The 26,154-nt window shown below is 38.1% G+C and carries 15 protein-coding genes and 1 pseudogene; 9 read left to right on the top strand and 7 right to left on the bottom strand.

Translation table 11 applies throughout. The features are described from left to right. The first annotated feature begins 819 nt into the window (after positions 1-819). The 8 genes from LO761_RS04015 to LO761_RS03980 all read left to right on the top strand — a co-directional run bounded on the left by LO761_RS04015 (position 820) and on the right by LO761_RS03980 (position 15,557). Entirely contained in the window at positions 820-2,232 is a 1,413-nt protein-coding gene (locus LO761_RS04015) for a sialate O-acetylesterase (RefSeq protein WP_272817043.1), read from the top strand. 610 nt (positions 2,233-2,842) lie between these two features. After that, the gene (locus LO761_RS04010; RefSeq protein WP_272817042.1) at positions 2,843-3,481 is read left to right on the top strand and encodes an RNA polymerase sigma factor; all 639 of its coding nucleotides are present in this window, start codon (positions 2,843-2,845) and stop codon (positions 3,479-3,481) included. Between the two features lie 55 nt (positions 3,482-3,536). Further along, positions 3,537-4,607 carry a FecR family protein gene (locus tag LO761_RS04005; RefSeq protein ID WP_272817041.1) on the top strand — a complete coding sequence of 357 codons (1,071 nt, stop codon included), beginning with the start codon at positions 3,537-3,539 and terminating at the stop codon, positions 4,605-4,607. A 134-nt stretch (positions 4,608-4,741) separates the two neighbouring features. Continuing rightward, the gene (locus tag LO761_RS04000) at positions 4,742-8,098 is read left to right on the top strand and encodes a TonB-dependent receptor (RefSeq protein WP_272817040.1); all 3,357 of its coding nucleotides are present in this window, start codon (positions 4,742-4,744) and stop codon (positions 8,096-8,098) included. An 11-nt stretch (positions 8,099-8,109) separates the two neighbouring features. Next, positions 8,110-9,834, top strand: coding sequence for a RagB/SusD family nutrient uptake outer membrane protein (locus LO761_RS03995; protein WP_272817039.1), 1,725 nt, complete (start codon positions 8,110-8,112; stop codon positions 9,832-9,834). Positions 9,835-9,956: 122 nt separating this feature from the next. Next, positions 9,957-12,395, top strand: a complete 2,439-nt coding sequence (locus LO761_RS03990) for a hypothetical protein (protein ID WP_272817038.1) — start codon at positions 9,957-9,959, stop codon at positions 12,393-12,395. A gap of 141 nt (positions 12,396-12,536) precedes the next feature. After that, complete coding sequence (locus LO761_RS03985; RefSeq protein WP_407951542.1) at positions 12,537-14,384, top strand: FAD-dependent oxidoreductase; 1,848 nt, start codon at positions 12,537-12,539, stop codon at positions 14,382-14,384. A 39-nt stretch (positions 14,385-14,423) separates the two neighbouring features. Next, entirely contained in the window at positions 14,424-15,557 is a 1,134-nt protein-coding gene (locus tag LO761_RS03980) for an alpha/beta hydrolase-fold protein (RefSeq protein ID WP_272817036.1), read from the top strand. A gap of 256 nt (positions 15,558-15,813) precedes the next feature. On the opposite strand, the gene LO761_RS03975 is transcribed toward LO761_RS03980, so the two are convergent. The 7 genes and pseudogenes from LO761_RS03975 to LO761_RS03945 all read right to left on the bottom strand — a co-directional run bounded on the left by LO761_RS03975 (position 15,814) and on the right by LO761_RS03945 (position 23,720). Further along, positions 15,814-17,229, bottom strand: coding sequence for an aldo/keto reductase (locus tag LO761_RS03975; protein ID WP_272817035.1), 1,416 nt, complete (start codon positions 17,227-17,229; stop codon positions 15,814-15,816). A 143-nt stretch (positions 17,230-17,372) separates the two neighbouring features. Beyond that, entirely contained in the window at positions 17,373-18,521 is a 1,149-nt protein-coding gene (locus LO761_RS03970) for a glycosyltransferase family 4 protein (protein ID WP_272817034.1), read from the bottom strand. A 96-nt stretch (positions 18,522-18,617) separates the two neighbouring features. After that, positions 18,618-20,447 carry an LTA synthase family protein gene (locus LO761_RS03965; RefSeq protein WP_272817033.1) on the bottom strand — a complete coding sequence of 610 codons (1,830 nt, stop codon included), beginning with the start codon at positions 20,445-20,447 and terminating at the stop codon, positions 18,618-18,620. An 86-nt stretch (positions 20,448-20,533) separates the two neighbouring features. Further along, positions 20,534-20,977, bottom strand: a complete 444-nt coding sequence (locus tag LO761_RS03960; protein ID WP_272817032.1) for a YhcH/YjgK/YiaL family protein — start codon at positions 20,975-20,977, stop codon at positions 20,534-20,536. A 1-nt stretch (position 20,978) separates the two neighbouring features. Further along, positions 20,979-22,160 (bottom strand): AGE family epimerase/isomerase, encoded by a 1,182-nt coding sequence (locus tag LO761_RS03955; protein WP_272817031.1) that lies wholly within the window; start codon positions 22,158-22,160, stop codon positions 20,979-20,981. Between the two features lie 3 nt (positions 22,161-22,163). Continuing rightward, positions 22,164-22,298 (bottom strand): annotated as a pseudogene (locus tag LO761_RS03950) (dihydrodipicolinate synthase family protein); the annotation flags it as partial. Between the two features lie 198 nt (positions 22,299-22,496). Next, positions 22,497-23,720 (bottom strand): anaerobic sulfatase-maturation protein, encoded by a 1,224-nt coding sequence (locus tag LO761_RS03945; RefSeq protein ID WP_272817030.1) that lies wholly within the window; start codon positions 23,718-23,720, stop codon positions 22,497-22,499. A gap of 607 nt (positions 23,721-24,327) precedes the next feature. On the opposite strand from LO761_RS03945, the gene argS reads away from it, so the two are divergent. Beyond that, complete coding sequence (gene argS, locus LO761_RS03940; RefSeq protein ID WP_272817029.1) at positions 24,328-26,151, top strand: arginine--tRNA ligase; 1,824 nt, start codon at positions 24,328-24,330, stop codon at positions 26,149-26,151. Positions 26,152-26,154: the final 3 nt, after the last annotated feature.

The raw sequence follows: 26,154 nt of genomic DNA, 5'->3' as shown, positions 1-26,154 counted from the left end.
CCCTAAAAGTAGAAAAGTGTCTAATATTCCGTTATTTAATAACGGTAAAACTTAAAAAAGTGGTGGCATTTAGGGGGGGGGCTATCGGCACAAAAAAATAACATATCGCAGGAAAAGTAGTATTTTACCCCCCTTGTATCGTACCCCTCCAAAACCCACTTTTGAACAACCACTTTTTGAAAAATGAACAACCACTTTGAACAAACACCTGAACAACCAGTGCCTAAAATCACCCCAAAATGCACGAAAAAAAAGGTGGCAAAACCATTCAGATTTTACCACCCTTTCAAACGGCGTTTTAAGGCCGTTCTACGCCCTTTCTTTCTTAGTCCTTATACATTGCCCCTGAACCGCCCGAAATAAGCGTAGATTGCTTTATTACAATCCGTTTACAGTAAAAAAGAGCAGATTATCCATCCTCAATTCCATTCATCTCAGTTTTATGTTAAGCATCCGGAACCCCATGTAAACCTTCGCCACCTTTTTTGAGTTCCAATGATCGTCAAATGTAAACCAAAAGTAAACCAATATAAACGTTTCGTTTTACTGGCTCATAATCTATCTACGCTCGTAACTATTTGAGACATAAAGCAATGTGCCGTTTTTGTGTTCAACTCATTTTATACGCTTCGTTCTGTGCCCGGTATACAGTTGAGTTTCGGTATTTATTAATAGTATTTACTCGGTTATATGTATGAGTCGGGTGATTCATCGCATCCAAATAATTTAACTATTTCGGCACTGATAATATTGCATGTTGTACAAAGATTAAATACTTTTGTACAACAATAACGAGTTTAACAACAAATTAATATTACTATGAAAGGAATTTTTAATTCTATTCTTTTAGGGGTGATCATTCTATTTGCCCCAATAAATATTTCTGCACAGATTTCTGTACCGAATGTATTCAGTGACAACTGCGTTTTGCAGCACAATACAAAAGTGAAGATTTGGGGACACGCCTCAAAAAATGTAACTGTTACCGTTACCGGCTCATGGAATAATGAAACGGTCCAGACGCAAAGTGATAATGAAGGAAAATGGCTGACTGAACTCAGCACCATCGATCCGAGTTATACTCCGTACACCATTACCATTTCCCAACCCAATGACGGTGCTTACACCATCCATAACGTATTAATTGGTGAGGTTTGGATCTGCTCCGGCCAAAGCAATATGGAAATGCCTGTTCGCGGATGGTTACCCGATTGTCCTATCAAGCATTCTGAATCATTAATTCAACAGTCCGGCAGGTTTCATGTTAACTGTTTGATGGTGAAAGAAGAACGTGCCGGTTCTCCTCGAGAGGAATGCCATGGTGACTGGAAAGTCGCTTCTCCGGAAAATACTCCGTACTTCAGTGCCACCGCCTACACCTTCGCGATGTATCGTTCAGGCTGGACCGGTCGTCCCATCGGTATTCTTGTCACTTGCTGGGGAGGTACTAACATAGACACATGGCTGGCTCCTGAATACACCAAGAAATATGATAATGTTAGCTATGAATCACAGGATAAGTGGAACAACAAAACAGGTAGTCTGCTTTATAACGCTATGATTTATCCTATTAAGAATTACACCGCTTATGGCTTCCTCTGGTATCAAGGTGAATCAAATGTAGGTGATAAATATTACGCCAACAAAATGAAAGATTTAATTACCGGCTGGCGTAAAGATTGGGGAAACGACAGTATGCCTTTCTACTTTGTAGAGATTGCCCCATTTAATTATAGCAATACCGACCAAACAGCCAAGTTGCGTGAACAACAATTGGCAGCAGCTTTGGAATCAACGAATGCAGGAATGATATGTACCAACGATTTGGTTTCTCCGGATGAAGTTTCTTATAATATCCATCCGGGAGATAAACTGAACATCGGCCGTCGTTTAGCTGCCATGTCAATGGTCGATACTTGGAAAGGCAGCGACCCATGGGGACCGATGTATCTGTCGATGAAGGTTAACGGCAATAAAGCTATCCTTTCTTTCTCACATAATGAAAAAGGCTTCATCGCCAATCCGAATATCACAGGATTTGAAGTAGCCGGCTCAGATAAAGTATTTCATCCGGCCACAGCAGAGATTATTAACGGTAAACAGGTTGAAGTTACCTCTCTAAAAGTGGACAAAATCGTTGCTGTCCGCTATTGTTTCGGCGATGCCATCCTTGGGAATCTGTTGAGTAAATCAAACTTACCGGTTTATCCTTTCCGCACAGATAAATGGTAATCCACCCAAATAAACAATATTGTCCATCCCATTTACAGAGTATAGTTCTTAAAGGGATGGACAACTTCTTTTATTTATTAGCTTAGCTGTTTCTCCTTATATGTTAGTTGTTCTATAAGTAAAGAAACCACGAGCGTAATGCACGTGAGTCACGCGGGAGATACCTAATTTACAGTAAAAAACACCTAACTAACCTTATAAACTCAATATCTTTCAATACATTCTTTATAACATCTACTGTATTATTACACAACATTCTTTTCAAACAAGAAGAATATAAAAAGCATAAAACAAAATATTACTGTTCGCAATGCTTGTTTAAAGGATTGTATATTTGCTTTTAAATGTCAATTCATTGATTGAAAAGCATGATTCCGTTAGAGGAAAAGACAAAAGTGATACGTATGAATTAGATGATTTATACGGGATCACTTTGCTGGTTTATACTATGACTTTACGATCTGTTCTTTACAAGATATATTTTGTAGCAAGATGCTTATTATTAACGTATATAGGAAATAATAGGGCGATAATTCTCAATTTAAAATTTTATGATATTGTAAAAAATGAAATGTAAACGTTATCTTTGCATTATCTATATTTTTTGTATATGAAGATAAAGAGGCAAATGAAGATATCTGAGAAAGAATCTTTATCGTTGTTTCGACAATCGATAAAAGGAGACAGGTACGCCCTTGAGTTCTTATATAAGGACAATTATGATTTGCTATATAATTATGGATTGAAATATAGTCCTGACGAGGACTTGGTAAAAGATTGTATTCAAGATTTGTTTATAAATATTTTTTATAACTCCCACATTAAGATTGAACATGTGGTTTCTGCCCGTTCCTATCTTCTAAAGGCATTGCGGAATAATCTGATTTATAAAATTTTATCCGAGAAGAATGTTAGTTCGTTAGAAGATTTGGAATTTAATGTTCCTATTGATGAGAATTTGTTTGACAGGATGTTTCCGAAAAGTGATGAAGAAACTTTATTGGCTAAGAAATTGATTCAAGCTATCGGTCAGTTATCTTCTAATCAAAAATCTGTGTTGTATTTGAGGTATGTGAAAGGTTTTTCGCATAATGAAGTTGCGGAAGTGATGAACATAAACCCACAGTCGTCCATGAATCTTTTAAACAGGGCATTGTCAAAATTGCGGGATGTAATGGACAAGACAGGAGGAGATGTTTTCTATTTAACTGTTGTTTTCTGTACCATTTTAAAATTTCTTATAAAATAATTCAAAAAACAGAGTAGGTTTTTCTCTTTTTCCTATTATATAAGAAAAAGCAATCATGAAAAACCGCATATCTTTTCTACGGAAGTCTATTTATCGAGTTATATTATTCTATAGAATGAGTGATGTATCTTCTGCTACCGGGCAGGAAGAGGTTTGGTATGCCATAGAAGATGGGATAAATAAGAAGGAAAAAAGGCGAAGAGTTATTATGCTTAGTTTGATTACTTCGGCAGCCGCAATAATAACAGGATGTATATTCCTGTTTAATCTCCGGAAATCATTGCCTCAACTGGAAGAAATTGTAAATATCTCGCAGATTGCCCAACAGTTGCCAAACGATTCTGTATCGGAAGAAATCCAATTATATGTCTCTCCAAAAGATGTGGTTACCGTTGATAAAGGTTCTACCGTTACTTATACTGATGAAGGAATACATGTCGATGGTAATCAAATTGCTGAAAATAAGCCATCTTCACTTATAGATGAATACAATAAGATAGTTGTCCCAAAAGGAAAATATACCAAATTGATACTTTCGGATGGGACCAGTATGTTTGTCAATGCAGGGACTTCAGTTACTTATCCGAAACAGTTTGCTAAGAATGTGAGGGAGATTTTTGTCGATGGCGAGGTTTATTTAGATGTCGCCCACAATGAGAATTGTCCTTTCGTCGTTAAGACTACCGATTTTGAAGTAAACGTTTTAGGTACGGCGTTCGATGTAAATGCTTACAGTCATTCTATAGAGTCAAGCGAAGTAGTGTTGGTTCGTGGAAAAGTACGAGTAATGAGCAATTTGGGAAATGAAGTTGTTCTTTCCCCCAATCAAAAAGCAAAGATTCATCGAAGTGGTGAGATAAAGAATTCAACGGTTAAAGCAGACGACTATATTCTTTGGACACAAGGCATTATGAACTTGGGCATTGCTCCGTTGAGAGACATTCTTTTACGATTGAGTCGTTATTACGGCGTGAACATCACTTGCAGTCAAGGTATTTCGGATATTGAAATTGCCGGAAAGATAGATTTGGCATGTAGTGTTGATGAAGCCTTGAAGAGAGTTTCCGATACCGGGAGGTTTTCGGTTTCCAAGTTAGGAGATAATTATTATTTGAAACAGAAGTAATTGATATGTATATAACTTAAAAAGACAAATGCTTATGAAAACATAATCAGAAGATCAAATCAGTCTAACTAAAAAATGTTGTCGGGTTAGACGCGTCAAAATCTATTCATTGAATTATCAACCTTTTTATCAATATGAGAAACAAATTAAAAGAAACAAGTATTATCGGTCGTTTTATGAGGGTGATGCTTGTATTGGGATTCTTATTAATCTCATCGGGAGGTCTTGCTGATGACCTTGCTTATGCTCAACAGCAAAAGTTTACTTTTTCATTTGAGCAAGTTTCTATTAAATCGATATTCCAGTATATCGAGAATAATAGTGAGTTTGTGTTTATGTATCGTAATGATTTGCTTGATACTTCTAAAAAGATTTCTGTAAAAGCGAAAAGGGAAAGTATAGAGCAAGTTCTTAATGAGATCCTTTCCGGTAGTTCTGTGATATATCGGATAGATGACCGCCAGATTACTTTGATGAGAGGGAATGAGATTGCTCCTCAGCAATTGGATAAACAACCGGTAAAAGGATCAGTTAAAGATGGTAAAGGAGAACCTGTTATCGGCGCTTCAGTAGTTGAGAAAAGTACTACCAATGGCATTATTACCGATATTGACGGAAACTTCACGTTGAATGTTAATCCGGGCGCCGTTCTCGAAATTTCCTACATTGGTTATAAGACACAGACGGTAAATGTTAGTTTTAGCCATCCCCTTTCAATTGTTCTTCAAGAGGATAATGAAGTTTTAGATGAGGTCGTTGTTATTGGTTACGGAACCTTGAAGAAAAAGGATTTGACAGGCTCTGTAGCAGGAATTAATGATAAAGCAATTTCTGAGCGTCATGCTACAAATATTAGTACAGCACTTCAGGGAGCAGTTGCCGGTTTGACTGTTACTCGTGGTAGTGGTGATCCGGGAACTACAGGAACGATGCGTTTGCGCGGTACTACAACCATCAGTACTTCCGATCCATTAGTTATCATCGATGGTGTTCCAGGTGATATTAATACCGTTTCTCCAGAAGATGTAGAAACTATTTCTGTTTTGAAAGATGCAGCTTCAGCTTCTATTTATGGATCACGTGCAGCTGCCGGCGTTATCCTTGTTCAGACTAAGCGTGCTAAAAAAGGGGATTTGAAATTAACTTATAATTTTGAATATGCTATAAGTCGCCCGACAGCAGAACCAAAATATACGAATGCAGTTGATTATATGAAGATGGTTAATGAGTTAAGATACAATGACAATCCATCGGGAGGATGGAATCAAGCGTATACTCAGGATATTATTGACAACTATACGAGTCTTCATTTACAGAATCCGGATTTATATGCTGACACAGATTGGACGAATATATTAATGAATCATAGTGCTCCACGTCAGACTCATATTGTCAATTTAATGGCAGGAAGTGAGAAAGCCTCGTCAAAGGTTTCTCTCCGTTACGATAATATGGGCGCGATGTATGATAACTATCAAAGAGAGCATTACATGGCTCGTGCAAATAATGATTTCTATTTTAATAAGTATCTTGAAGCTCATGTTGATGTAAATTTCAGAAAAGGGAAGATAGTTGGTCCTAATTATGATCCTTATGGATGGGAGGGAAGAAGTATTCCTGCTATATATCCTGCAATTTGGAGTGACGGCCGTTATGCCGATGTAAAGGATGGAAGTAACTCTTTGTTAAGAATGAGTAAAGAAGCTGGAGATTATCATGTGGATAATAACCATTTAGGCTTTAAGGGGGAAATTGTTATTAAGCCTTTCGATGGTTTTAAGATTTCTATGGTTACAGCACCTAATTTCGATTTTAGTTATTATAAGACATTTGTGAAGAAATTGGGTTATACACATCTTGAAGACCCTAATACTATTAAAGGATATATCAATGCAACAACTAATTTGACAGAAAAAAGAAATAAAGTTCAGGATATCACATCTCAGTTTCTAATAAACTATAATAAGACTTTCGGTTTGCATGATTTGGTATTAATGGCAGGTTATGAGTACTATTATTATAAGTATGATAATATGTCTGGTTCTGGTGATCAGTATGAGTTAACAACTTATCCGTTTTTGGATCTTGCTCCGAAAGATTACCAGGCAGTATCCGGTAATGCTGCAGAGTACAGTTATCGTTCTTATTTCGGACGTATCAACTATTCGTATGCAAATAGATATTTATTGGAGGCAAATATTCGTAGAGATGGTTCTTCTCGTTTTGCCAGTGATAACCGTTGGGCAACTTTTCCTTCTGTCTCTCTTGGATGGGTTCTTACAGAAGAAAACTTCATGCATAGTACTCGTGGTTGGTTAGATCAATTAAAATTCCGTGCTTCGTGGGGGGAATTAGGTAACGAGCGTATTGGTAGCTATTATCCTTATCAAGCAGCCATCGATTTTAATACTATTGTGTTAATGAATGGTGGTACACCGACTGCGGCTACTTCTGCCGCACAGGTTTATTATGCCGTACATGATATAACTTGGGAATCTACATCATCATGGGATATCGGTCTTGATGCTATGTTCTTGAAGAACCGCTTGAATTTCTCTTTTGATGTTTATCGTAAAAATACAACTGATATGTTGTTAGCCGTTCAGATCCCTCAATTCTTAGGGTATGAGAATCCATCAGTTAATGCGGGTGATATGCATACTGTAGGTTGGGATATTGAAGCCGGATGGCGTGATCATGTAAAAGATTTCAATTATAGTGTTCGTTTTAATCTTTCAGATGCAACTTCTACGATGGGAGGCTTAAAAGGTACTATCTTCTATAATGGTAATTATATTTCAAGAGAAGGTACAGAATTTCAGCAGTTCTATGGTTATAAGGCTGATGGATTGTTCCAGACTCAAGAGGATGTAGATAATTCTGCAAAAATTAATAATAATGTCAAAGTAGGTGATATTAAGTTTATTGACATTTCTGGACCGGATGGGATGCCGGATGGTAAAATTAGTGCAGAGTACGACCGTATTCCTTTGAAGAGTTCACAGCCGCATTTCATATATGGTTTGAATTTCAATGCTGATTATAAAGACTTTGATGCAAGTGTAACATTCCAAGGTGTTGGATCTCAATGGGCTATCCAAAGTTCTTATGCCGTATTAGGTTTGCGTGATAACTGGTTAAATTTCCCAAGTGTCATCGTAGGTAAATATTGGAGTGAGAATAATACAGAAGCACAGAATGCTAAGGCCATATTCCCACGCTTGACTTATTCAAATATGCAGACGAATTATACAAGTTGTGATTTTTGGTTATATAACAACCATTATCTGCGTTGTAAGAATATCACATTAGGTTATACATTGCCAACAGCATTAACTAAAAAGTTTTTTATTAATAAATTGCGTTTATATGTAGCAGCAAACGATTTGTTCTCTATCAACAATTGTCTTAAAGGCTTTGATCCGGAATCAACGTCTTCAGGTTATCCTATTATGAGATCAGTAATGTTTGGTGTAAATGTTAACTTCTAAAAAAGAGAATTATGAAATATAATATGTTAAAATATATCTGCTTAATAGGACTGGCTTTCTTTATGGGCTCATGTCATGATTTAGATATGAACCCTCTGTCAAGCGGATCAACAGAGAGCTGGTATTCCAATGTTGATGAGATTCGTATGGCTGTCAATAAGGCTTATCAAAGTGACTTTTTGTTGTTGGATGGTGATATGGAAGAAGGTCAGGTTGACTGGAGTGATGACACCATGTATCGTCAAACGCTATATGCTTTCCAGGATGGGACATTAACTGGTCAAACAGGATATGTTACAAAACGCTGGATCAATAATTACAAACTGATTTCTAAGATGAATTCTGTTATAAATAAATATCAACGTGCAATTGATAATGGAGCGAGTGAGGCAAAGATTATGCCTTATGTTGGTGAAGCATATTTTTTCCGTGCAAGAGCTTATGGAGAATTGATTTTCCATTGGGGTGATGTACCTTATTATACAGAGGATATTGAAATAGAAGCAGCAAAATCTACGGGGCGTACTGCAAAAGCAGAAGTTCTTCAGCATGTATATGAAGACTTTGATAAGGCAGTTTCATTACTTCCTATAAGTTATGCCGGCGATCAGCGTGTAACTAAAGGTGCAGCGTATGCATTCAAAGCTCGTTATGCTCTCTATAATGGGGATTATGCCACAGCAGCTGCAGCCGCAAAGAGTTGTATAGATTTAGGAATTTATGGTTTGGCTGATAATTATGAGAAACTGTTCTTGCCTTCTACAACTATGTCTCCGGAGTTCATCTTTATTATGCCGCGTTCTATTGAAGCTAAATTGAATGTCTTAAACAATTCTTATGTTAGAAATATGATTATCCGTGGACAAGGTGGTTGGGACTGCTATGATCCTACTTGGGATTTATTAGCTGCTTATACTTGTATTGATGGGCTTCCTATTGATGAATCTCCGTTGTTTGACCCTCATAATCCTTTTAAGAATCGTGACCCTCGTTGTTCAATGAGCATTTGTGAATTTGGAAGTTATATTCTTGGTTATGAGTATAATCCTTCTCCTGTTGCATTGACTTGTGGAAAATTGAATGGAGCAGATACTATTCAGGTCTATAATAATGATACCCGTGTTAATAAGTTTTATGCTTCGTTTAACGGATTGATTTGGAGGAAATATGTTGACCAAAGTTGGATTGATAATGGTTATCAAGCAGATAATGTGAAGATTATGATGCGTTATGCTGATGTTTTGTTGATGTATGCAGAAGCAAAGATTGAGTTAGGAGAAATTGATCAGAGTGTAGTTGACGCTATGAATTCAGTAAGAGCTCGTGCCTATGGTGTTGATAAAAACCAGATAGACATGTATCCAGCATTCACAATTAAGCCACAAAGTGAGATGCGTTATGATTTGCGTGTGGAACGTCGTATGGAATTGGCTGGTGAGTGTCTTCGCTATCCGGATATTATTCGATGGAAGATTGCTTCTACAGTTTTGAGCCGTAAACTTTATATGATGATTGATCCGAGTAATATGCAAGCTTTGTATGATGCAGGTAACTGGTTTTGGGGTATTACTCCGACTATTGATGAATATGGGTGTGCAGATTTTACTGCTTTGGAGAATGCAGGAATGTGTGTTTCTGCTGCGGAACGTAAGTGGGATGATTGTCAATACCTTTGGCCAATACCTACAACAGAAATTGAGATTAATTCGAATATGACACAGAATCCAGGCTATTAAATTAGGAATCATTGTGGATGTTTATTTAAAGTAATAACTTCTTAGTATTTTAAAGAACGGGATTATTGTGTAAAATAACTTTGAACCCGTTCTTTTTTTAAAATATATTATTATACCTAATCATGAATAAGAAATTTTATAGTTTGGTAGGAACATTGCTTTTCGCAGTTTCTATTTATGCACAGACGAATAGATGCTTCAGTGGCATTTATCCATATATAGCTAATTATAATAATGAGGATGAATGTGGAACTGGTGCTGTGGTGCCCTGGAATGGAAGTCTATGGACTATTAGTTATGGTCCGCATTTGCCTTTCGGATCGTCGGATAAACTATATCAGATTACTTCCGATATTGTCAAGATAACTCGTTCTGAAAGTATAGGAGGAACACCAGCAAATAGAATGATTCATAAGGAAAGCAACCAATTATTTATTGGTCCTTATATTATTGATTCTTTAGGAAAAGTTCATGTCATTGGAGTTGAACAGATGCCGGGAAGATTAACCGGGTGCGCCCGTAATTTAATTGATCCGACTCATAAAATTAATATTGCAACAATGGAGCAGGGCTTTTATGAAATAGATGTTAATTCTCTTGACGTAAAGACTTTATTTAAAGATGGGAATCTGTTGAAGAATGAAGGGGCGAAGAATTATCAGCGTACTCTTTGTAAAGGTGTACATGGAAAAGGGTTTTATTCTGGTCAGGGAGTCTATGTTTATTCTAATAATGGCGAAGATTCTCCAAAAGCTATGTATGATCCGAAGATAGAAGCAGGATCTTTGTCTGAATTCGATGGGAAAGAATGGAAGACTATTCGCCGGAATCAGTTTACAGAAGTTACAGGTCCTGGAGGCATTTATGGGAATTCAAATCCTGAAATTGACCCTATTTGGGCGTTGGGATGGGACTATAAATCTATCATTATAGCTGTTCGTGATGCAGAGCATGGATGGAAATTCTTCCGCGCTCCAAAAGCAAGCAATAGCTACGACGGTGCTCATGGATGGAATACGGAATGGCCACGGATCCGCAGTATTGGTAATGAATATTTGATGACGATGCATGGAATGTTTTGGCATTTTCCAGGGACTTTTTCATGGGATAACACAGCAGGAATTCGTCCTTATACTAATTATTTGAAAGTAATTGGTGATTTTTGTGAGTGGAATGGTAAACTTGTTTTCGGTTGTGATGATAGTGCAAGAAGTGAATTCCTGAATATACGTAAAGCTAAAGGAAACATTGCTGCGCCTGGACAGTCGAATAGTAATCTTTGGTTTACTTCTCTTGATCAGCCGAAACATAACGGGACAAGTGATGCTGTAGGTGCGGTTTGGGAAAATGAACAAATTTCGGCAGGAACTACATCTGATCCATTTTTATTGGCAGGGTGGAAAAGTCGCTTGTTATGGATTTCTAATAGCGGAAGCAGTAAAGTTGTATATTCTTTTGAGATAGATAAAGCTGGCAATAATCATTGGGAAAAATCAATAAAAGTAAGTGTTCCCTCGCATTCTTCGAGAATGGTATCTTTAGATAAACTTTTAGGAGAATGGATTCGGGTTACAGTTGATGAGAATACGAAGACGACTGTTGCTTTTGTATATGGTGATGTTAATGTACGTTCAGTAAAAAATGATACTATTTTTGAAGGAATAGCATCTGTTAATGATACGGAAATGAGAGGGGGTATTTTATATGGGTTAGGTGGTAATCGTAGAAAATTAGGGATTGTTGCGAATGTCATTAAGGATGGTATTGCTATTAATAAAGGATATTATGAACTTGATGGGGAAATAAATCTCTTACCGGTTGAAGATGAGGCTTATGAGACTTTTATTAAGACTCGTATGAATATTCCTAAGAATATGGTAATAATTGATAAAGGCAGTTATTTAATTGTTGATGACAGAGGTCGTCGTTGGCGTTTGCCTTTGAATAATGAACAATATAATAATATGATAAAAAAAGGTACTTTGCGTATCTGTCGTGAAGTTTCAACTGAACGTGACTTATTTGATTTAGGTGGAACCTTTTTTGAATTACCTGCGGAAAATGCTGATGGGTATGCTAAGATTCGTCCAATCTGTACTCATCATCTCCAAATAAATGACTATGCCTCTTTTCGTGGAATGCTTGTCATGACAGGTCTAAAAAAAGAAGTAAAGGCTGATGACCATATAGTTACGTCTAAGGATGGCAATTGTAAAGTCTGGTGTGGAGTGATTGAAGACTTGTGGAAACTTGGTCGTCCTGTAGGGCATGGCGGTCCATGGATAAATGAGGATGTTAAGGCTGGAATTCCATCTGATGCTTATTTAATTAGTCATTATCAGAATAAGAAATTGATGCTTAAAAATGAAGGAGCTTATGCTGTAACATTTACTATAGAAATAGATCCGACAGGAGATGGTACTTGGATGAAATTTGCTGATTATAAAGTATCTGCAGGTAAGAGCTTTAATAAAATCCTTCCAAAGAATTATCTGGGTCGGTGGATTCGCTTTATAGTAGATAAGCCGACAAAGGCTACTGTATGGTTAGAATATGAATAAAAAAATTATTGTTTTTAACTGATTTTCGATGGAACTGATGAAAAAAAGGTGTTGGAAAACGCGGGGTTACTGAAAGATAATATTTAACTTAGCAAAATGATTATTTTTAAAATGAGACGATTAATCTTATCAATAATATGGATGGCAGTAAGCATGGGCTTTATGAATGCTGCTGATTTGTTAGTTGAAGCAGAAAGTTTCTCGAATAAAGGTGGTTGGGCTGTTGATCAACAATTTATGGACTTGATGGGGTCTTCTTATTTGATTGCTCATGGCTTGGGAATGCCTGTAGCTGATGCTACTACTCAGGTGATATTTCCTGAGAAAGGCAGATATTATGTGTATGTCCGTACTTACAATTGGACTTCTCCTTGGGATAAGGGAGAAGGTCCCGGAAAGTTTACTTTATATGTAGACAACCAGAAGACTGTTTCTCCTCTTGGAACAGATGGAAGTTCGTGGGAATGGCAGGCTGCAGGAGAAGTAACTGTAAAGGATGTAAATGTTACACTTCGGCTCCGTGATCTGAGCGGATTTGATGGGCGTTGCGATGCTATCTATTTCACGACAGATAGGCATGCTGTTCCACCTTCAGATGTGAAAGATCTGGAGGCTTTTCGACATAAGAAACTGAATATTCCGGACTCTCCTTTAACAAAGAAGGGATACGATTTGGTTGTAGTTGGGGCTGGTATAGCCGGAATAAGTGCCGCTGTCAGTGCGGGGCGTCTTGGTTGCCGGGTTGCTTTAATAAACGATCGTCCGATTATCGGAGGCAATAACAGTTCCGAGATTCGTGTTCATTTGGGTGGAAGAATCAATGAAGGGAAATATAAGAATTTGGGGAATTTGCAAAAAGAGTTTGCCCCTTCAAAAGGAGGTAATGCTCAGCCGGCTGCTGTTTATGAAGATCAGAAAAAGATGAATTGGCTCGCTAATGAGAAGAATGTGACACTTTTTGCCAATTATCGGGTTATTAAGGTAACGAAGGAGGATTCAAAGATAGCTTCTGTTATTGCAAAACATATTGAAACAGGAGAAGAAATGGAATTCAAAGCTCCGCTTTTCTCCGATTGTACCGGAGATGGAACGGTCGGTTATTTGTCCGGAGCTGATTATCGTATGGGACGTGAAAGCAAAGAAGAATTTAATGAAAATATTGCTCCGGATAAAGCGGATAAGATGACAATGGGCTCTTCTGTTCAATGGTATTCGGTAGATAATAAGAAGTCATGCGGATTTCCGGAATTCGATTATGGCATACATTTCAATGAGCAGAATTGTGAAAAGGTGATGAATGGAGAATGGACTTGGGAAACAGGTATGAATTTAAATCAGATAACTGATTTTGAGCGTATCCGTGACTATGGAATGCTTGTTGTTTATTCAAATTGGAGTTTCTTGAAGAATCATTTGAAAGAAAATAGTCAGTATAAGAATAGGAAATTGGCTTGGGTAGCTTATATCGCGGGTAAGCGTGAGTCAAGACGCTTGATGGGTGATTACATACTGAAGGAAGATGACTTAATGAAAAATGTATCGCATGAGGATGCTTCGTTTACTACTACATGGAGTATTGACCTTCATTGGCCGGATCCGGAAAACGAGAAGAAATTCCCTGGTGATAAAGCCTTTAAAGCAACCACTACACATAATGTAATTCATTATTATTCTGTTCCTTATCGTTGTTTGTATTCCAGAAATGTGGACAACTTGTTTATGGCAGGTAGGAATATTAGTGTAACTCATGTGGCTCTTGGTACTGTTCGCGTCATGCGAACTACAGGAGAAATGGGGGAGGTAGTCGGTATGGCTGCTTCTATTTGTAAGGAACATCATACAACTCCGCGTGGGGTATATCAACATTATTTAGATGATCTGAAGGTTAAGATGACAGAAGGTGTTGGAAATAAGGAACTTCCTAATAATCAGACCTATAATGAGGGTGGTACGTTAGGTGATTGGAAAGAGGAGAATATGCAGAAGTGAGATCTATTATGATGATATTAACCGAAAAAATATACTACGATGAGGAATTTATCTTTTTTGTTCTTTTTAGGAATGATTATGGGTATGAGTTTAACAATGAATGCGCAGTCTAAACGTTCAGAGTGGAATATTCCTTCTGCGGAATATCCTTGTATTGATGCACAGAACAGAGCATCTTTTCGTATTGTTGCTCCAAATGCCAAAGATGTGAAGATTAATGTCTGCGGTAAGGATTATACGATGAAAAACAATGGTGATGGCGTTTGGATGGTTACTTCCGATCCGTTGCCAATAGGATATCATTATTACTTTTTGAAAATAGATGATGTGTCTGTTGCTGATCCTAATACCTATACGTTTGCTGCTTATAGTAAAGTAGTGAGTGCACTTGAAGTTCCGGAAGGAACAGAAGGTGATTATTATCGTCCACGGCAGAATGTGGAAAAAGGACAAGTTCGTTCTGTTCAATATTTTGCAGAATCTACCAAAGAATGGCGTACTGCCAGAGTTTATACGCCGGCAGAGTATGAACAGCATATGGATAAGCGTTATCCGGTTCTTTATCTCCAGCATGGGTTAGGAGAAGATGAGACTGGCTGGTCTACGCAAGGATATATGCAGAATATCATGGATAATCTGATTGCTGAAAGGAAAGCTCAACCTATGATTGTAGTCATGGAAAGTGGGGATATAAATCGGAATGAAGGTCTGACAAAAACAAATGAAGTAGAGATAAGTCCGATTGGAGCTTCTTTTTATAAGGTGATGCTGAATGATTTAATTCCGATGATTGACAAAACTTTCCGTACAAAAACGGACAGAGACAATCGGGCGATGGCCGGACTTTCTTGGGGAGGACATCAAACGATGGATATAGTTGTTCCACATCTTGACCTGTTCTCTTATATAGGGCTGTTCAGCGGGGCAGTCTTTGGTCTTGATATTCATAAGAATTATAACGGCATCATGGCTGATGCTGAGACTTTTAACAAGAAAATTCATTACTTCTTTATTGGAAGTGGGACAAATGAGGATATTGGAACAGCTAAATTGGTAAGGACTTTGGATGATGCGGGAATTAAATATGTCGAATATACTTCTCAAGGTACAGCACACGAGTGGTTGACTTGGCGACGCTGCTTGAAAGAGTTTGTTCCTCATCTGTTTAAATGAACTTCAGACATAAAGTGCTATTTTAGTGTGACTTCGATGAAATATAAGTAACATCCTGTCAATAATTATTCGTTGACAGGATGTCGCGAATTTGTCATCAAGAGGTCGAAGAAAAGTGATACGCATGAACCGGTCAACTCATGCGGATGAACCGATCAACTCATGCGGATGACTTTGGCAACTCATGCGGATGAATCATTCGTTTCACTTAGATGAAACAAAAAAATCTTCTGATAAATATGGCAACTCATTTGTATCACTTCAACATTTCTTGCTTTAAAGTCTCTATTTGTGCGTCAATTTTCTGCATTTCATCGGGGATGCGTATGTTCTGTGGACAATGTGGCTCACATTGTTTACATCCTACACAGTGGTTTGCTTGACGTAGTTTAGGGATGCTACGGTCCATTCCCAACAAATAGTTTCGGCGAAGTTTTGCGTATACTTTATCTTCGGTATCTTGTGGAAGCGTTCCTTCGTTCTTACACTTATTATAATAGACAAATATTCCCGGAATATCCAGTCCGTATGGGCATGGCATGCAATATTTGCAGTCATTACAAGGGATGGTTTGCAAACCAACCAATTTACGGGCAATGTCATATAAAAAATTTTCTTCTTCATCGGTCAATGGCTTCAAAGGACAATAAGAAAGTAAGTTATCCTTTAAATGTTCCATATAAGTCATACCACTTAAAGCTGTAAGAACATTCGGCTTTGATCCTACATAACGGAAAGCCCATGAGGCAGCCGAACGCTCCGGATTACGCTGTTTCATTTCCGCGACAATATATTGAGGAATATTTGAAAGACGGCCTCCCAAAAGAGGTTCCATAATAACCGCCGGGATATTTCGCTTCAGCAGTTCGCCATACAAGTATTCTGCATTCGTATTTCGTTCGTTTATTTCATGTGCATGCCTCCAATCCAAGTAGTTCATCTCTATCTGAACAAAGTCCCAATGATATTTGTCATGGTTTTCCAATAAGAAATCGAAAACTTTAATGTCACCGTGGTAAGAGAAACCTAAGTTGCGAATTTTCCCTGCTTTACGTTGCTCTAACAAGTAATCCAGTATCCCGTTATCAATGAAACGGGCATTAAAAACTTCCATTCCGCCTCCCATCCCGATACCATGCAACAAGTAATAGTCAAGATAGTCAACTTGTAAGTTTTTCAATGAGTTTTGGAAAAGGCGGACAGATTCATCGTGTGGGAAAGTTGCCGGTGCAAAGTTAGACATTTTTGTGGCTATAAAATAACTTTCGCGAGGATGTCGATGTAAAGCGATACCCGTTGCGGCTTCCGACCTTCCTTGGCAATAGGCAGGTGATGTGTCAAAGTAGTTGACACCATGTTCTATAGCGTAATCGACTAAATGGTTGATAGCTTCTTGATCTAAAGGAGCTCTACTTTCTCGTCCTGCCTTTCCATCAGTAGTTGGCAGTCGCATCATCCCATAACCCAATAAGGAAACTTTGTCATTTGTATTGGGATTAATGCGATAAGTCATCTTATTGGTTGGGGGCTCAATTTGCGTCTTGTATTCGTCTTCTATCAGTTGCTGTTCATTTGGCTTTTGTTTACAGCCGGTCAGCAATGCTGCGGTAGAGGCTGTTGCAGTGCTAAACAGTTCTAAGAATTTTCGGCGGTTAATTTTGTTCTTTACCATTATCACAGAGTTTACGTAAACCATTAAAGATAAGAGTGTTTTAGCTCTATTGACAAAATTATTAATTTAATTTGGATTAAGAAGAAAGATTACAAATTAAATTATTTAATTTCCTGAAAGAGGAAAAGAAGTATTCCCCAAAATCAAGTCTTATCAGAATCAGTAAGAATTGAAAGATAATATTCAATGTATTTGTCAGCCATGTTTTTCCAACTGAATTGGGCGGCGTGCTTCATGGTGAGTTGTATGTTTTCGTTGGGCGATTGTTGCCAATGAGCGATATCATTTATTACGGTTTGCGCCATAGCCTGCGGTTCTAAACTATTAAAGTAATAAGCTTTGTTGCCGCCTACCTCGGGCAAAGATGTGAGTTGCGATAGAAAAACAGGCTTACCGCAACTCATTGCTTCAATCACTGGCAAGCCGAATCCTTCGCTGCGTGAGGCAAAATAAAAAGCTTTGCAATGTTGATAAAGATAAGCTTTTTCTGCCACACCGACTGTTCCTAAAAGCGTTACGTTGTTTAAATGGTATGTGCGAATGATATTCTCTAAGCGTTTTCTATCTTGTTTTTTGCCTCTTCCTGCCACAATAAGGTGACGTTCCGGAAGAAAGCGCATCATTTCAACAATATTGTCCACATTCTTTTTGCGATCCCAGCTCGAAAGTACAAGATCGAAATTGTTTGTTGGTAAGCCTTTAGGAGCATGGCTTTCAAGTGTGTTTTGGTTAGTGGCTCCGTTGTGAATCACACGTTCTGTTTGTGCAACATGAAAGTGTTGATGTACATCATCGCGTGTGAATTGCGAGATAAACGAAACGAAGTGCGCGATGTTAAGCATTTGTTGCACCTTGCGTTGCTTCTTTTTTATTTTCGCAACACTGATGTTATTGTGAAAAAAGTTCACGTCATGAATGGTGAGTAAGGTGTTTTCGCCTAATGAACGAGTGATTTTTGCACGCTGTTGTGTGAGGTGCAGTAAAGCAACTTTTGGCATTAACCAGCGATAAACAGCCCATTTGGGTAAGAGATTAAGCAGATAGATTTTTATTTTCGTTAATGAAAGGTAGTCCACGTCATTGCCATAAATGCCTACTTTATGAGGCGGAAGCAGAAAACAAAGGCGGATGTGGTGTTCGTTTTGCAACTGTTTAGCACGCGAACTCAACTCTTCAGCTAAGTGATGATCAAATTCTCCGAGACCCACATACGGATTGCGCAAGTCGTAGAGATATACGGCAATGGTTTTCAGGTTATTTATTGGTGGAATGAGATTTGTTTTCTTGATCATTGAGATAAATTTTGTAGAACTCATTGAGGTTGGGGAAGAGGAATTTGTGGTGTCGTTGCAGTTCCATAGGTGGTGAATGATTACAAATTGAAAGATTTAAATTCCTGCAAGATGATCGAATACACTTTGGAGAATTGCTTTTCCACGGTCTAATCGATTCTCGTTTGCTGATGGTTGATTGATGATTACTTCATTGGCATTATTATCAAACAAAGTGATTCCCGTACTGTCAGTGAAAGCAAATCCGTTATTATAACTGTAGAAAGCGAACGGATATTTATATTCACTGCTTAAAATGTTTCGACTAAATGTAAATTCGGAATGATCAATGTCCAATTGCCCAAGCAGAGTTGCGGGCAAATCGCTTTGATTCATGATTTTATCTACTTTAACCGGTTGCTTTATCGCTCCGCCTACCCAAATCATAGGGATACGAAAGAATTTCGGACCATTCGGATATTCATTTGCCGGGTAATGGCGCCCGTGGTCAGGGACAATAACCACCAACAGATTATCCCACAGAGGAGAAGTTTTCAATTGATTAATGAATTTTCCTATGCAGTCGTCGGTATATGCGTATGCATTCTTTACTTTATCTTCAAATTTATTAAAAGGAACTTCAAAAGGTTCGTGACTGCTAAGTGTAAGGAATGCAGTATGCCATGAACCGGACTTTCTGTTTTTTAATTCATTATACAGATAATTGAACGTGTACTCATCGTTTACGCCCCAAGCATTACTTGTTTGTTCTTTTAGAGAGAAGTTACCGGCAGAGGTTAGACGTTGGAAGCCGGTTGATTTTAAATAACCTTTCATATTCGCAAAATCAATATCTCCGCCATAGATGAAATCAGTAAAATAGCCTTTCTGTTCTAATTCTTTTGCTATGGAAGGCAGTTTACTGCATTTTGTCGGAAGTTTCGTGAGGGAGACTGTTGGAAGTCCTAAATATCCACTAAAAGCACAAACCATTCCTCTATCTGTTCGATAGCTGTCAGCATAACAGTTGGTAAAGAAGATTCCTTCTTCTGATAATTTATTTAGATTGGGAGCTACATCCTTATAACCTCCCAATGTTCCGATGAACTGCGCTCCATAGCCTTCTAATAAAAGAATTAATACATTCGGAGTTTTTGTATTTAAAAGTTGGAGAACAGAATCTCCGTCTAACGTATAGTAGAGTCCGTTAAATAATTCTGCACGTTTCTCTTCATCAAAGAAATTGAATTGTTTGCTGTAATCTTTAGATTTACTCATTGAAGCCAGCAGACTGAATGTTGGATTTACGGCTGAATGATTAAGGAATTGATTTTCGCAATAGTAAGCCTGTCCTACATTTGTAGTAGATCGTCCAACGCCACCACGAATAACCAGAACAAGGATACCGGCGATCAATAACATTCCTATAGTTCCTATGACACGATGTTTTGTTTTCTCCAACATTTTTGGAGTCACCATCAACATGAGTTTGAAATTAAATGCCGTTAGTAACAGAATCAGGAATACTCTTATTAAGATAAAGCCTAACGATACGCTTGCTGCTGCATTTTTTGGTGAATCTATATAAGCAAAGATGGTTGCGTCCAGTTTGAATTCCCAAAAAGAATAGAGTGCCATGTCCACCACAAAAGTTATTGTAATGAGCAATGCTGCTATAATATAATAAGGTATGAGAATCTTTTTTAGGGGAAATCGTTTGCGCCAAATACTGATAAGTACGCAGATGAAAGGAAGTCCGATAATATAGCCGACCATTGCAGCGTCCATTGACGCTCCATGTTGCATGACTTGTAGAAAGTCTTTTAACGATGACGATGCACTCATAGATAGTGCACCGTTATAAAGCATAAACAAGGGCTTCTGAAAGATGTAGATAAGCCAGAGAGTTGCAAAGAGCAGGCTTAGGAATGTAAATCGTTTTTTCATTTTAACTATATATTGTTGCAAAAGTAATAAAAAAACAGCTTCGTTGCTCAATAGCAAAGCTATTTAATGTAATATGTGATAAGAAATTAAATTCTTACTTTCGCGACAATCTTAGGAAATTCTTTTGTAGCAATATTCGGAGCATGCGCATCCTCCGGATAAACAATAACGAATTGTCCCGGTTCAATATCAATAAATGCCGTAGGTTTATCATCTGACAAGCCATAATCCTTTTCTTCATCAAAAGGAGTAGAAATGTGTTTAATATCGCGTGTAGCTTTCCATCCGAAGAGCTCGTGTCCCAAAGGAATATGAATGTCTAAATATTTGTGATGGAATTCCAAAACAGCCTCTTCTTTTGTTTTTGCCGACACTATTGACCAATTGATATATAGATTATCACCTTCAATGTTTATTCGTCCGTATGGAATCTTTGAGAAATCATGTGATTTAACATAATCGAACAACTTTTGAAATAACGGATTAAGTGGCTCAATTCGTCCACTGTCTTGTAAACTGCAGAATATCATATTATTGATTGTTTAGAATTTCGTTACATAGCATATAACCTTTAATTAACATGCGTGGAATGTGAAAAGGCCCTTTGAATATATTCCCTTTGGCCGGCTGAGCGACAGTTCCATCGCGATGTAGGTAGCCGTACCATTCTCCATATTCCTTATCGGGGAAGTGAGCAAAAGTCCAATCGCTTATTTTCTTATGAATTTCCAGATATTTCTCATCTTTCGTTGCCAGATAAGCATATAGGCTGGCAATAATTGTCTCCGTCTGTGGCCACCAGAACTTCATATCTTGGGAGTAGTCTTGTGAGGGCAGATTACGACAGTCGCGGAAGTTGATAATACCTCCATATTCTTTATCCCAACCCCATTCGAAAGACCAATCAAAGATTTGGAGAGCCATTACCATTAAATCGGCATCCCACTTGCGATGTTTGGCTTCTTCCATAATAAACCAAGAAGTTTCTATGCAATGTCCCGGATTAATAATCCGTCCATTGCATGTATCAATGAATTCTCCTTCCGGACCGACCATTTCAAGCAATGCTTTGAATTCCGGATGCATAAATAAGTGTAAAGCCTTCAGAGATTTTTCAATTTGCTCATCCAAAGAATCATCGTCGATAGCTGCACGGATGCGTGAAGCGGTATTAATTAAAATCATTGTAATGGAATGGCTGATGCTTTTTAGTGAAGGTAAGTATTTCGGTTCCAAGAGTCCCGGAGTATCCAAATACTTAACCATCAGCTTAAAGATTTTCAATGCTTTCAAAGCATAACTTTTATTACCTGAAGCGATGGAATACTCTGACATGGCGATGGCCGCAAAACTTTCTGAAAAAAGATAACGACGCTTACGCAGCGGAGTACCGCCGGCTGTTACTTCAAAAAACATTCTTCCGTCTGTGTCAGTACAGTGGTTAATAATAAAATCGCAGCAACTCTTTGATGCTTCGAGCCATTCAGGGTTCTTTTTTATATTATTATAGGCAAAAGCTGCGATGAACCCAAACCTCCCTTGAAACCAAACAGATTTAGTACTATCCATTAAAGAACCGTCACGATTGAGGCAAGTATAAACACCGCCGTTTACTCTGTCCAAACCATGTTTTAACCAGAAGGGCATGATATTCGTAACCAATTCTTCTTTATAAGTATCAGCCCAATTTTGTAGATATGCTTTTATATTCATTGTTTAAAAGTTATTACAGCGTTTAAAGAAACTGATTTCTTCCAGTTCTTTCTTCATGCCCATTTCTTCTTCATCGGTCATGTTTTGAAATGGAATGCGGTTTGCCCCAAGATCGAAGCCTAACAGTTTCATGATTCTCTATCCTCATATAGCCTTCACCTGATGAACCGTCAGTTCATTTGCCAAGAATCTGAGTTTCTTTTTTCATACTTTCTCTATTTATTTGCAATATTACTCAATTTTCTATGAAAAGAGAAAACTTCTGTTACCTTTTATTCTTTATCAGAGATAAACGTCCAGCGCTCATCTCGATAGCTGGGCAGCTGCGGATATTGATTATTTTATTTTTCCTTCTTTAACGGCCTGCATAATATTGGCAGGAGCTCGTTGATTCAGCAATTCGTTTTTCATGAAGTCCATGTATGGTGCCACATGATTAAAGAATTGTTGGTATCCTTTGCAGAGATAGTTTAGCCCTACTTCTCCATCTTTCGTTTTACAGAACCGATTCTTCGGACATTCACCGTTGCAAGCAAACAGATATGGACACTGTTTGCACTGCTTGGGGAGTGAGGTATATTTTGCTTGACCGAATGCCTGCTGTTTACTGCTGTACATCATTTCTACTAATGTTTCCCTATAGATATTCCCTAATTTATATTGTGGGAAGACAAAGTGATCGCACGAGTACACATCACCGTTGTATTCCATTACGCCGGCATGTCCGCAGGTTTTAGCCAACGAGCAAACTCCCGGTTGCTCGCCCATCCAGTTGGCCAACGTACTGTCGAACAGTTGGATAAAGTAATCTCCAACATCATTCTTCACCCACTCATCAAAGATAGCACAAGTAAAGCTGCCCCATTGTTCAGGAGCAACGGAGAAGTCGGCTGTTTCATCATTTTCTTCTTCTACTGCAGCTAAATGTCGTCCGTCGGAATGTTTGGCGATTCGTTCTACAATTGGGGTAAATTGAATATAATGACAACCAATCTGTTTAAAGAAATGATAGAAATCAAGCGGATAGTCACCATTAAAATCATTCACTACTGCCATAGCGTTCCATTCCACTTGATATTTGTTCAATAGCTCTATTCCATGCATTACTTTTCGGAACGAAGGCAGTCCGTGCCGTGTTCTTCGATATTCATCATGGAATTCCTGTGGTCCGTCGATAGAGATTCCAACCAGCCAGTTGTTGTCATGAAAAAAACGGCACCATTCATCGGTGAGAAGCGTTCCGTTCGTTTGAATACAGTTGTCTATTTTCCTTCCTTTTGCGTACTTTTTCTGAAATTCCAATGCTTTTTTATAAAAGGAAAGAGGTCGCATCAGCGTTTCACCGCCATGCCATGTAAAAAGAACGTCCGGCATCATCTGCGACTCAATGTATTCTTGTGTGAATTTCTCAAGGAGTTCATCGTTCATGACGTGTTGCGCATTTGGATACAGGTTCAATTTCTCCAGATAATAGCAGTAGTCGCATGCTAAATTACAGTGTGCTCCAACAGGCTTCAGCATTACATACAGTGGTTTTGCAAAAGGTGAGAGTGTATTCATTCCAATGATATTTTGTACAAATATAGGCAAATCTATTTATATTTAATAGTAAGAAGGTAATAGTGAGTTTTTTAGAAATGAAATTCTCGATCGATTAAGATGTTTTTGCGTAATCTCTTTATGATGAATATGTTTCATCAAAAGAGTTAGTATAATCATCCGGAGAAATTAGGTGGTTCACGCATGTGGTGCACGTGGCTCACCTGCGTGGTGCACGTGCACCACGTGCGTGAATCATGTGTATCACGTGCGTGAGGCACAAGGTTTCTATGTATAAATTTTCGGGAAGACAAAGCAAAAGTCAGAAAAAGAACCGGTGAAAAAAGTATCTTTCGCAGATGAGTTTAGCAGGTTATTTAAAGAAAGGATGATATTCTTTTATTATAAATCGAAATACTTATCTTTGTAAAAACAGCATTTAATTTATCAGTTTATTGAAAAGCAATGAGTTGATAGTAATCGATCAAGGAAAATTGCAAAAGGAGAAGCCTTTATTACTCGGCTTTCGGCTTGGACGGTTTTATGTTGAAAAAGAAGTAATTAAAAAGCTTTGCTGATAAATTCAGCTATTTTTTTTAACTTTGCGATTCAATTAATAGAAAAAGATATGGTTAATATAGAAGAAAGGCTGACTGCGTCGGTTATCAATGCCATAAAGGAACTGTTCGGTCAAGAAGTTCCGGTTAAGATGGTTCAGTTGCAGAAGACAAAAAAAGAATTTGAAGGTCATCTTACATTGGTTGTTTTTCCATTTCTTAAAATCACAAAGAAGAAGCCGGAAGAGACAGCGGAAGTGATAGGTGAGTATTTAAAGTCGAATGAACCGAATCTGATAGCTAACTATAATGTGGTTAAAGGATTTCTTAATCTGACTATTGCTTCTGACTATTGGATTGAATTGTTGAATAGCATTCAGGCGGATTCGAATTTTGGTAAGAAAGAGGTGAAAGCTGATTCTCCGTTGGTGATGATAGAGTATTCTTCGCCGAATACAAACAAACCTTTGCACCTCGGTCATGTTCGCAATAATTTGTTAGGTAATGCGTTAGCCAATATTATTGCTGCTAATGGAAATAGAGTTGTTCGTACTAATATTGTGAATGATCGTGGTATTCACATTTGCAAATCCATGCTTGCTTGGCAGAAGTGGGGAAACGGGGCCACTCCGGAATCGACAGGAAAGAAAGGAGATCATTTGATTGGTGATTTCTATGTCGCGTTCGATAAGCATTATAAAGCGGAAGTCGCAGAACTGAAAGCAAAGAATATAGCTGCCGGTATGACTGAGGAGCAGGCTCAGGCAAAGGCCGAAGATGAAGCTCCGTTAATGAAAGAAGCACATGCGATGCTTCGTAAGTGGGAGACCGGTGATTCGGAAGTTCGTGCTCTTTGGGCGAAAATGAACGAATGGGTTTATGCCGGATTTGATGAGACTTATAAGATGATGGGCGTCTACTTCGATAAGATATATTACGAATCGCAAACTTACTTGGAAGGCAAGAAGATGGTGATTGAAGGCTTGAAGAAAGGGCTGTTCTATCAGAAGGAAGATAGCTCTGTTTGGTGTGATTTGGCTCCGGAAGGGCTCGACCAAAAACTATTGCTTCGTAGTGATGGCACTTCTGTGTATATGACTCAGGATATTGGTACCGCCAAACTTCGTTTCGAGGATTATCCAATTGATAAGATGATTTATGTAGTTGGTAATGAACAGAATTATCATTTCCAAGTGTTGTCTATTCTATTAGATAAGTTGGGCTTTAAGTGGGGAAAAGAGTTGGTTCACTTCTCATACGGAATGGTTGAGTTGCCCAATGGTAAGATGAAGAGTCGTGAAGGGACGGTTGTTGACGCTGATGATTTGATTGCTGATATGATTCAGACAGCAAAAGAGACCAGTTCAGAATTGGGTAAGTTAGACGGTTTAGATCAAGAAGAGGCTGATGGCATTTCGAGAATTATTGGTCTGGGCGCATTGAAATATTTCATTTTGAAAGTGGATGCTCGTAAGAATATGTTGTTTAATCCTCAGGAGTCCATAGATTTTAATGGTAATACCGGTCCGTTTATTCAGTATACACATGCTCGTATTCAATCTGTTTTACGTAAAGCTGCAGAAGAAAGTATTCAGATTCCCGATGTAATTCCTACCGGTGTGGAGCTTAGCAGTAAAGAAGAAGCTTTAATTCAACTCTTAGCAGATTATAAAACTGTTGTTGAGGAAGCGGGAACAGACTATAACCCATCGGATATAGCTAATTATGTGTATAGTTTGGTGAAGGAATATAATCAGTTCTATCATGATTACAGCATATTGCATGAGAAAGATGAGCAAAAGAAGATTTTCCGTTTAGCATTGAGTGCCAATGTTGCGAAGATTGTCAAATCGGCTATGGGACTGTTAGGCATAGAAGTCCCTGACAGAATGTGATTA

The sequence above is a fragment of the Phocaeicola oris genome (genome assembly GCF_021295095.1).
GTDB classification, from domain to species: Bacteria; Bacteroidota; Bacteroidia; order Bacteroidales; family Bacteroidaceae; genus Phocaeicola; species Phocaeicola oris.
Note: the sequence above shows the minus strand (reverse complement) of the source record. Positions and strands in the feature narration are given on the sequence as shown.

What these genes read in the sequence shown, in the direction of transcription:
- LO761_RS03985 (WP_407951542.1), top strand. Translation starts at nt 12,537, where the DNA reads ATGGCAGTAAGCATGGGCTTTATGAATGCTGCTGATTTGTTAGTTGAA.
- LO761_RS03995 (WP_272817039.1), top strand. Translation starts at nt 8,110, where the DNA reads ATGAAATATAATATGTTAAAATATATCTGCTTAATAGGACTGGCTTTC.
- argS (WP_272817029.1), top strand. Translation starts at nt 24,328, where the DNA reads ATGGTTAATATAGAAGAAAGGCTGACTGCGTCGGTTATCAATGCCATA.
- LO761_RS03945 (WP_272817030.1), bottom strand. Translation starts at nt 23,720, where the DNA reads ATGAATACACTCTCACCTTTTGCAAAACCACTGTATGTAATGCTGAAG.
- LO761_RS03975 (WP_272817035.1), bottom strand. Translation starts at nt 17,229, where the DNA reads ATGGTAAAGAACAAAATTAACCGCCGAAAATTCTTAGAACTGTTTAGC.
- LO761_RS04000 (WP_272817040.1), top strand. Translation starts at nt 4,742, where the DNA reads ATGAGAAACAAATTAAAAGAAACAAGTATTATCGGTCGTTTTATGAGG.
- LO761_RS03965 (WP_272817033.1), bottom strand. Translation starts at nt 20,447, where the DNA reads ATGAAAAAACGATTTACATTCCTAAGCCTGCTCTTTGCAACTCTCTGG.
- LO761_RS03955 (WP_272817031.1), bottom strand. Translation starts at nt 22,160, where the DNA reads ATGAATATAAAAGCATATCTACAAAATTGGGCTGATACTTATAAAGAA.
- LO761_RS03980 (WP_272817036.1), top strand. Translation starts at nt 14,424, where the DNA reads ATGAGGAATTTATCTTTTTTGTTCTTTTTAGGAATGATTATGGGTATG.
- LO761_RS03990 (WP_272817038.1), top strand. Translation starts at nt 9,957, where the DNA reads ATGAATAAGAAATTTTATAGTTTGGTAGGAACATTGCTTTTCGCAGTT.
- LO761_RS04005 (WP_272817041.1), top strand. Translation starts at nt 3,537, where the DNA reads ATGAAAAACCGCATATCTTTTCTACGGAAGTCTATTTATCGAGTTATA.
- LO761_RS03970 (WP_272817034.1), bottom strand. Translation starts at nt 18,521, where the DNA reads ATGATCAAGAAAACAAATCTCATTCCACCAATAAATAACCTGAAAACC.
- LO761_RS04015 (WP_272817043.1), top strand. Translation starts at nt 820, where the DNA reads ATGAAAGGAATTTTTAATTCTATTCTTTTAGGGGTGATCATTCTATTT.
- LO761_RS04010 (WP_272817042.1), top strand. Translation starts at nt 2,843, where the DNA reads ATGAAGATAAAGAGGCAAATGAAGATATCTGAGAAAGAATCTTTATCG.
- LO761_RS03960 (WP_272817032.1), bottom strand. Translation starts at nt 20,977, where the DNA reads ATGATATTCTGCAGTTTACAAGACAGTGGACGAATTGAGCCACTTAAT.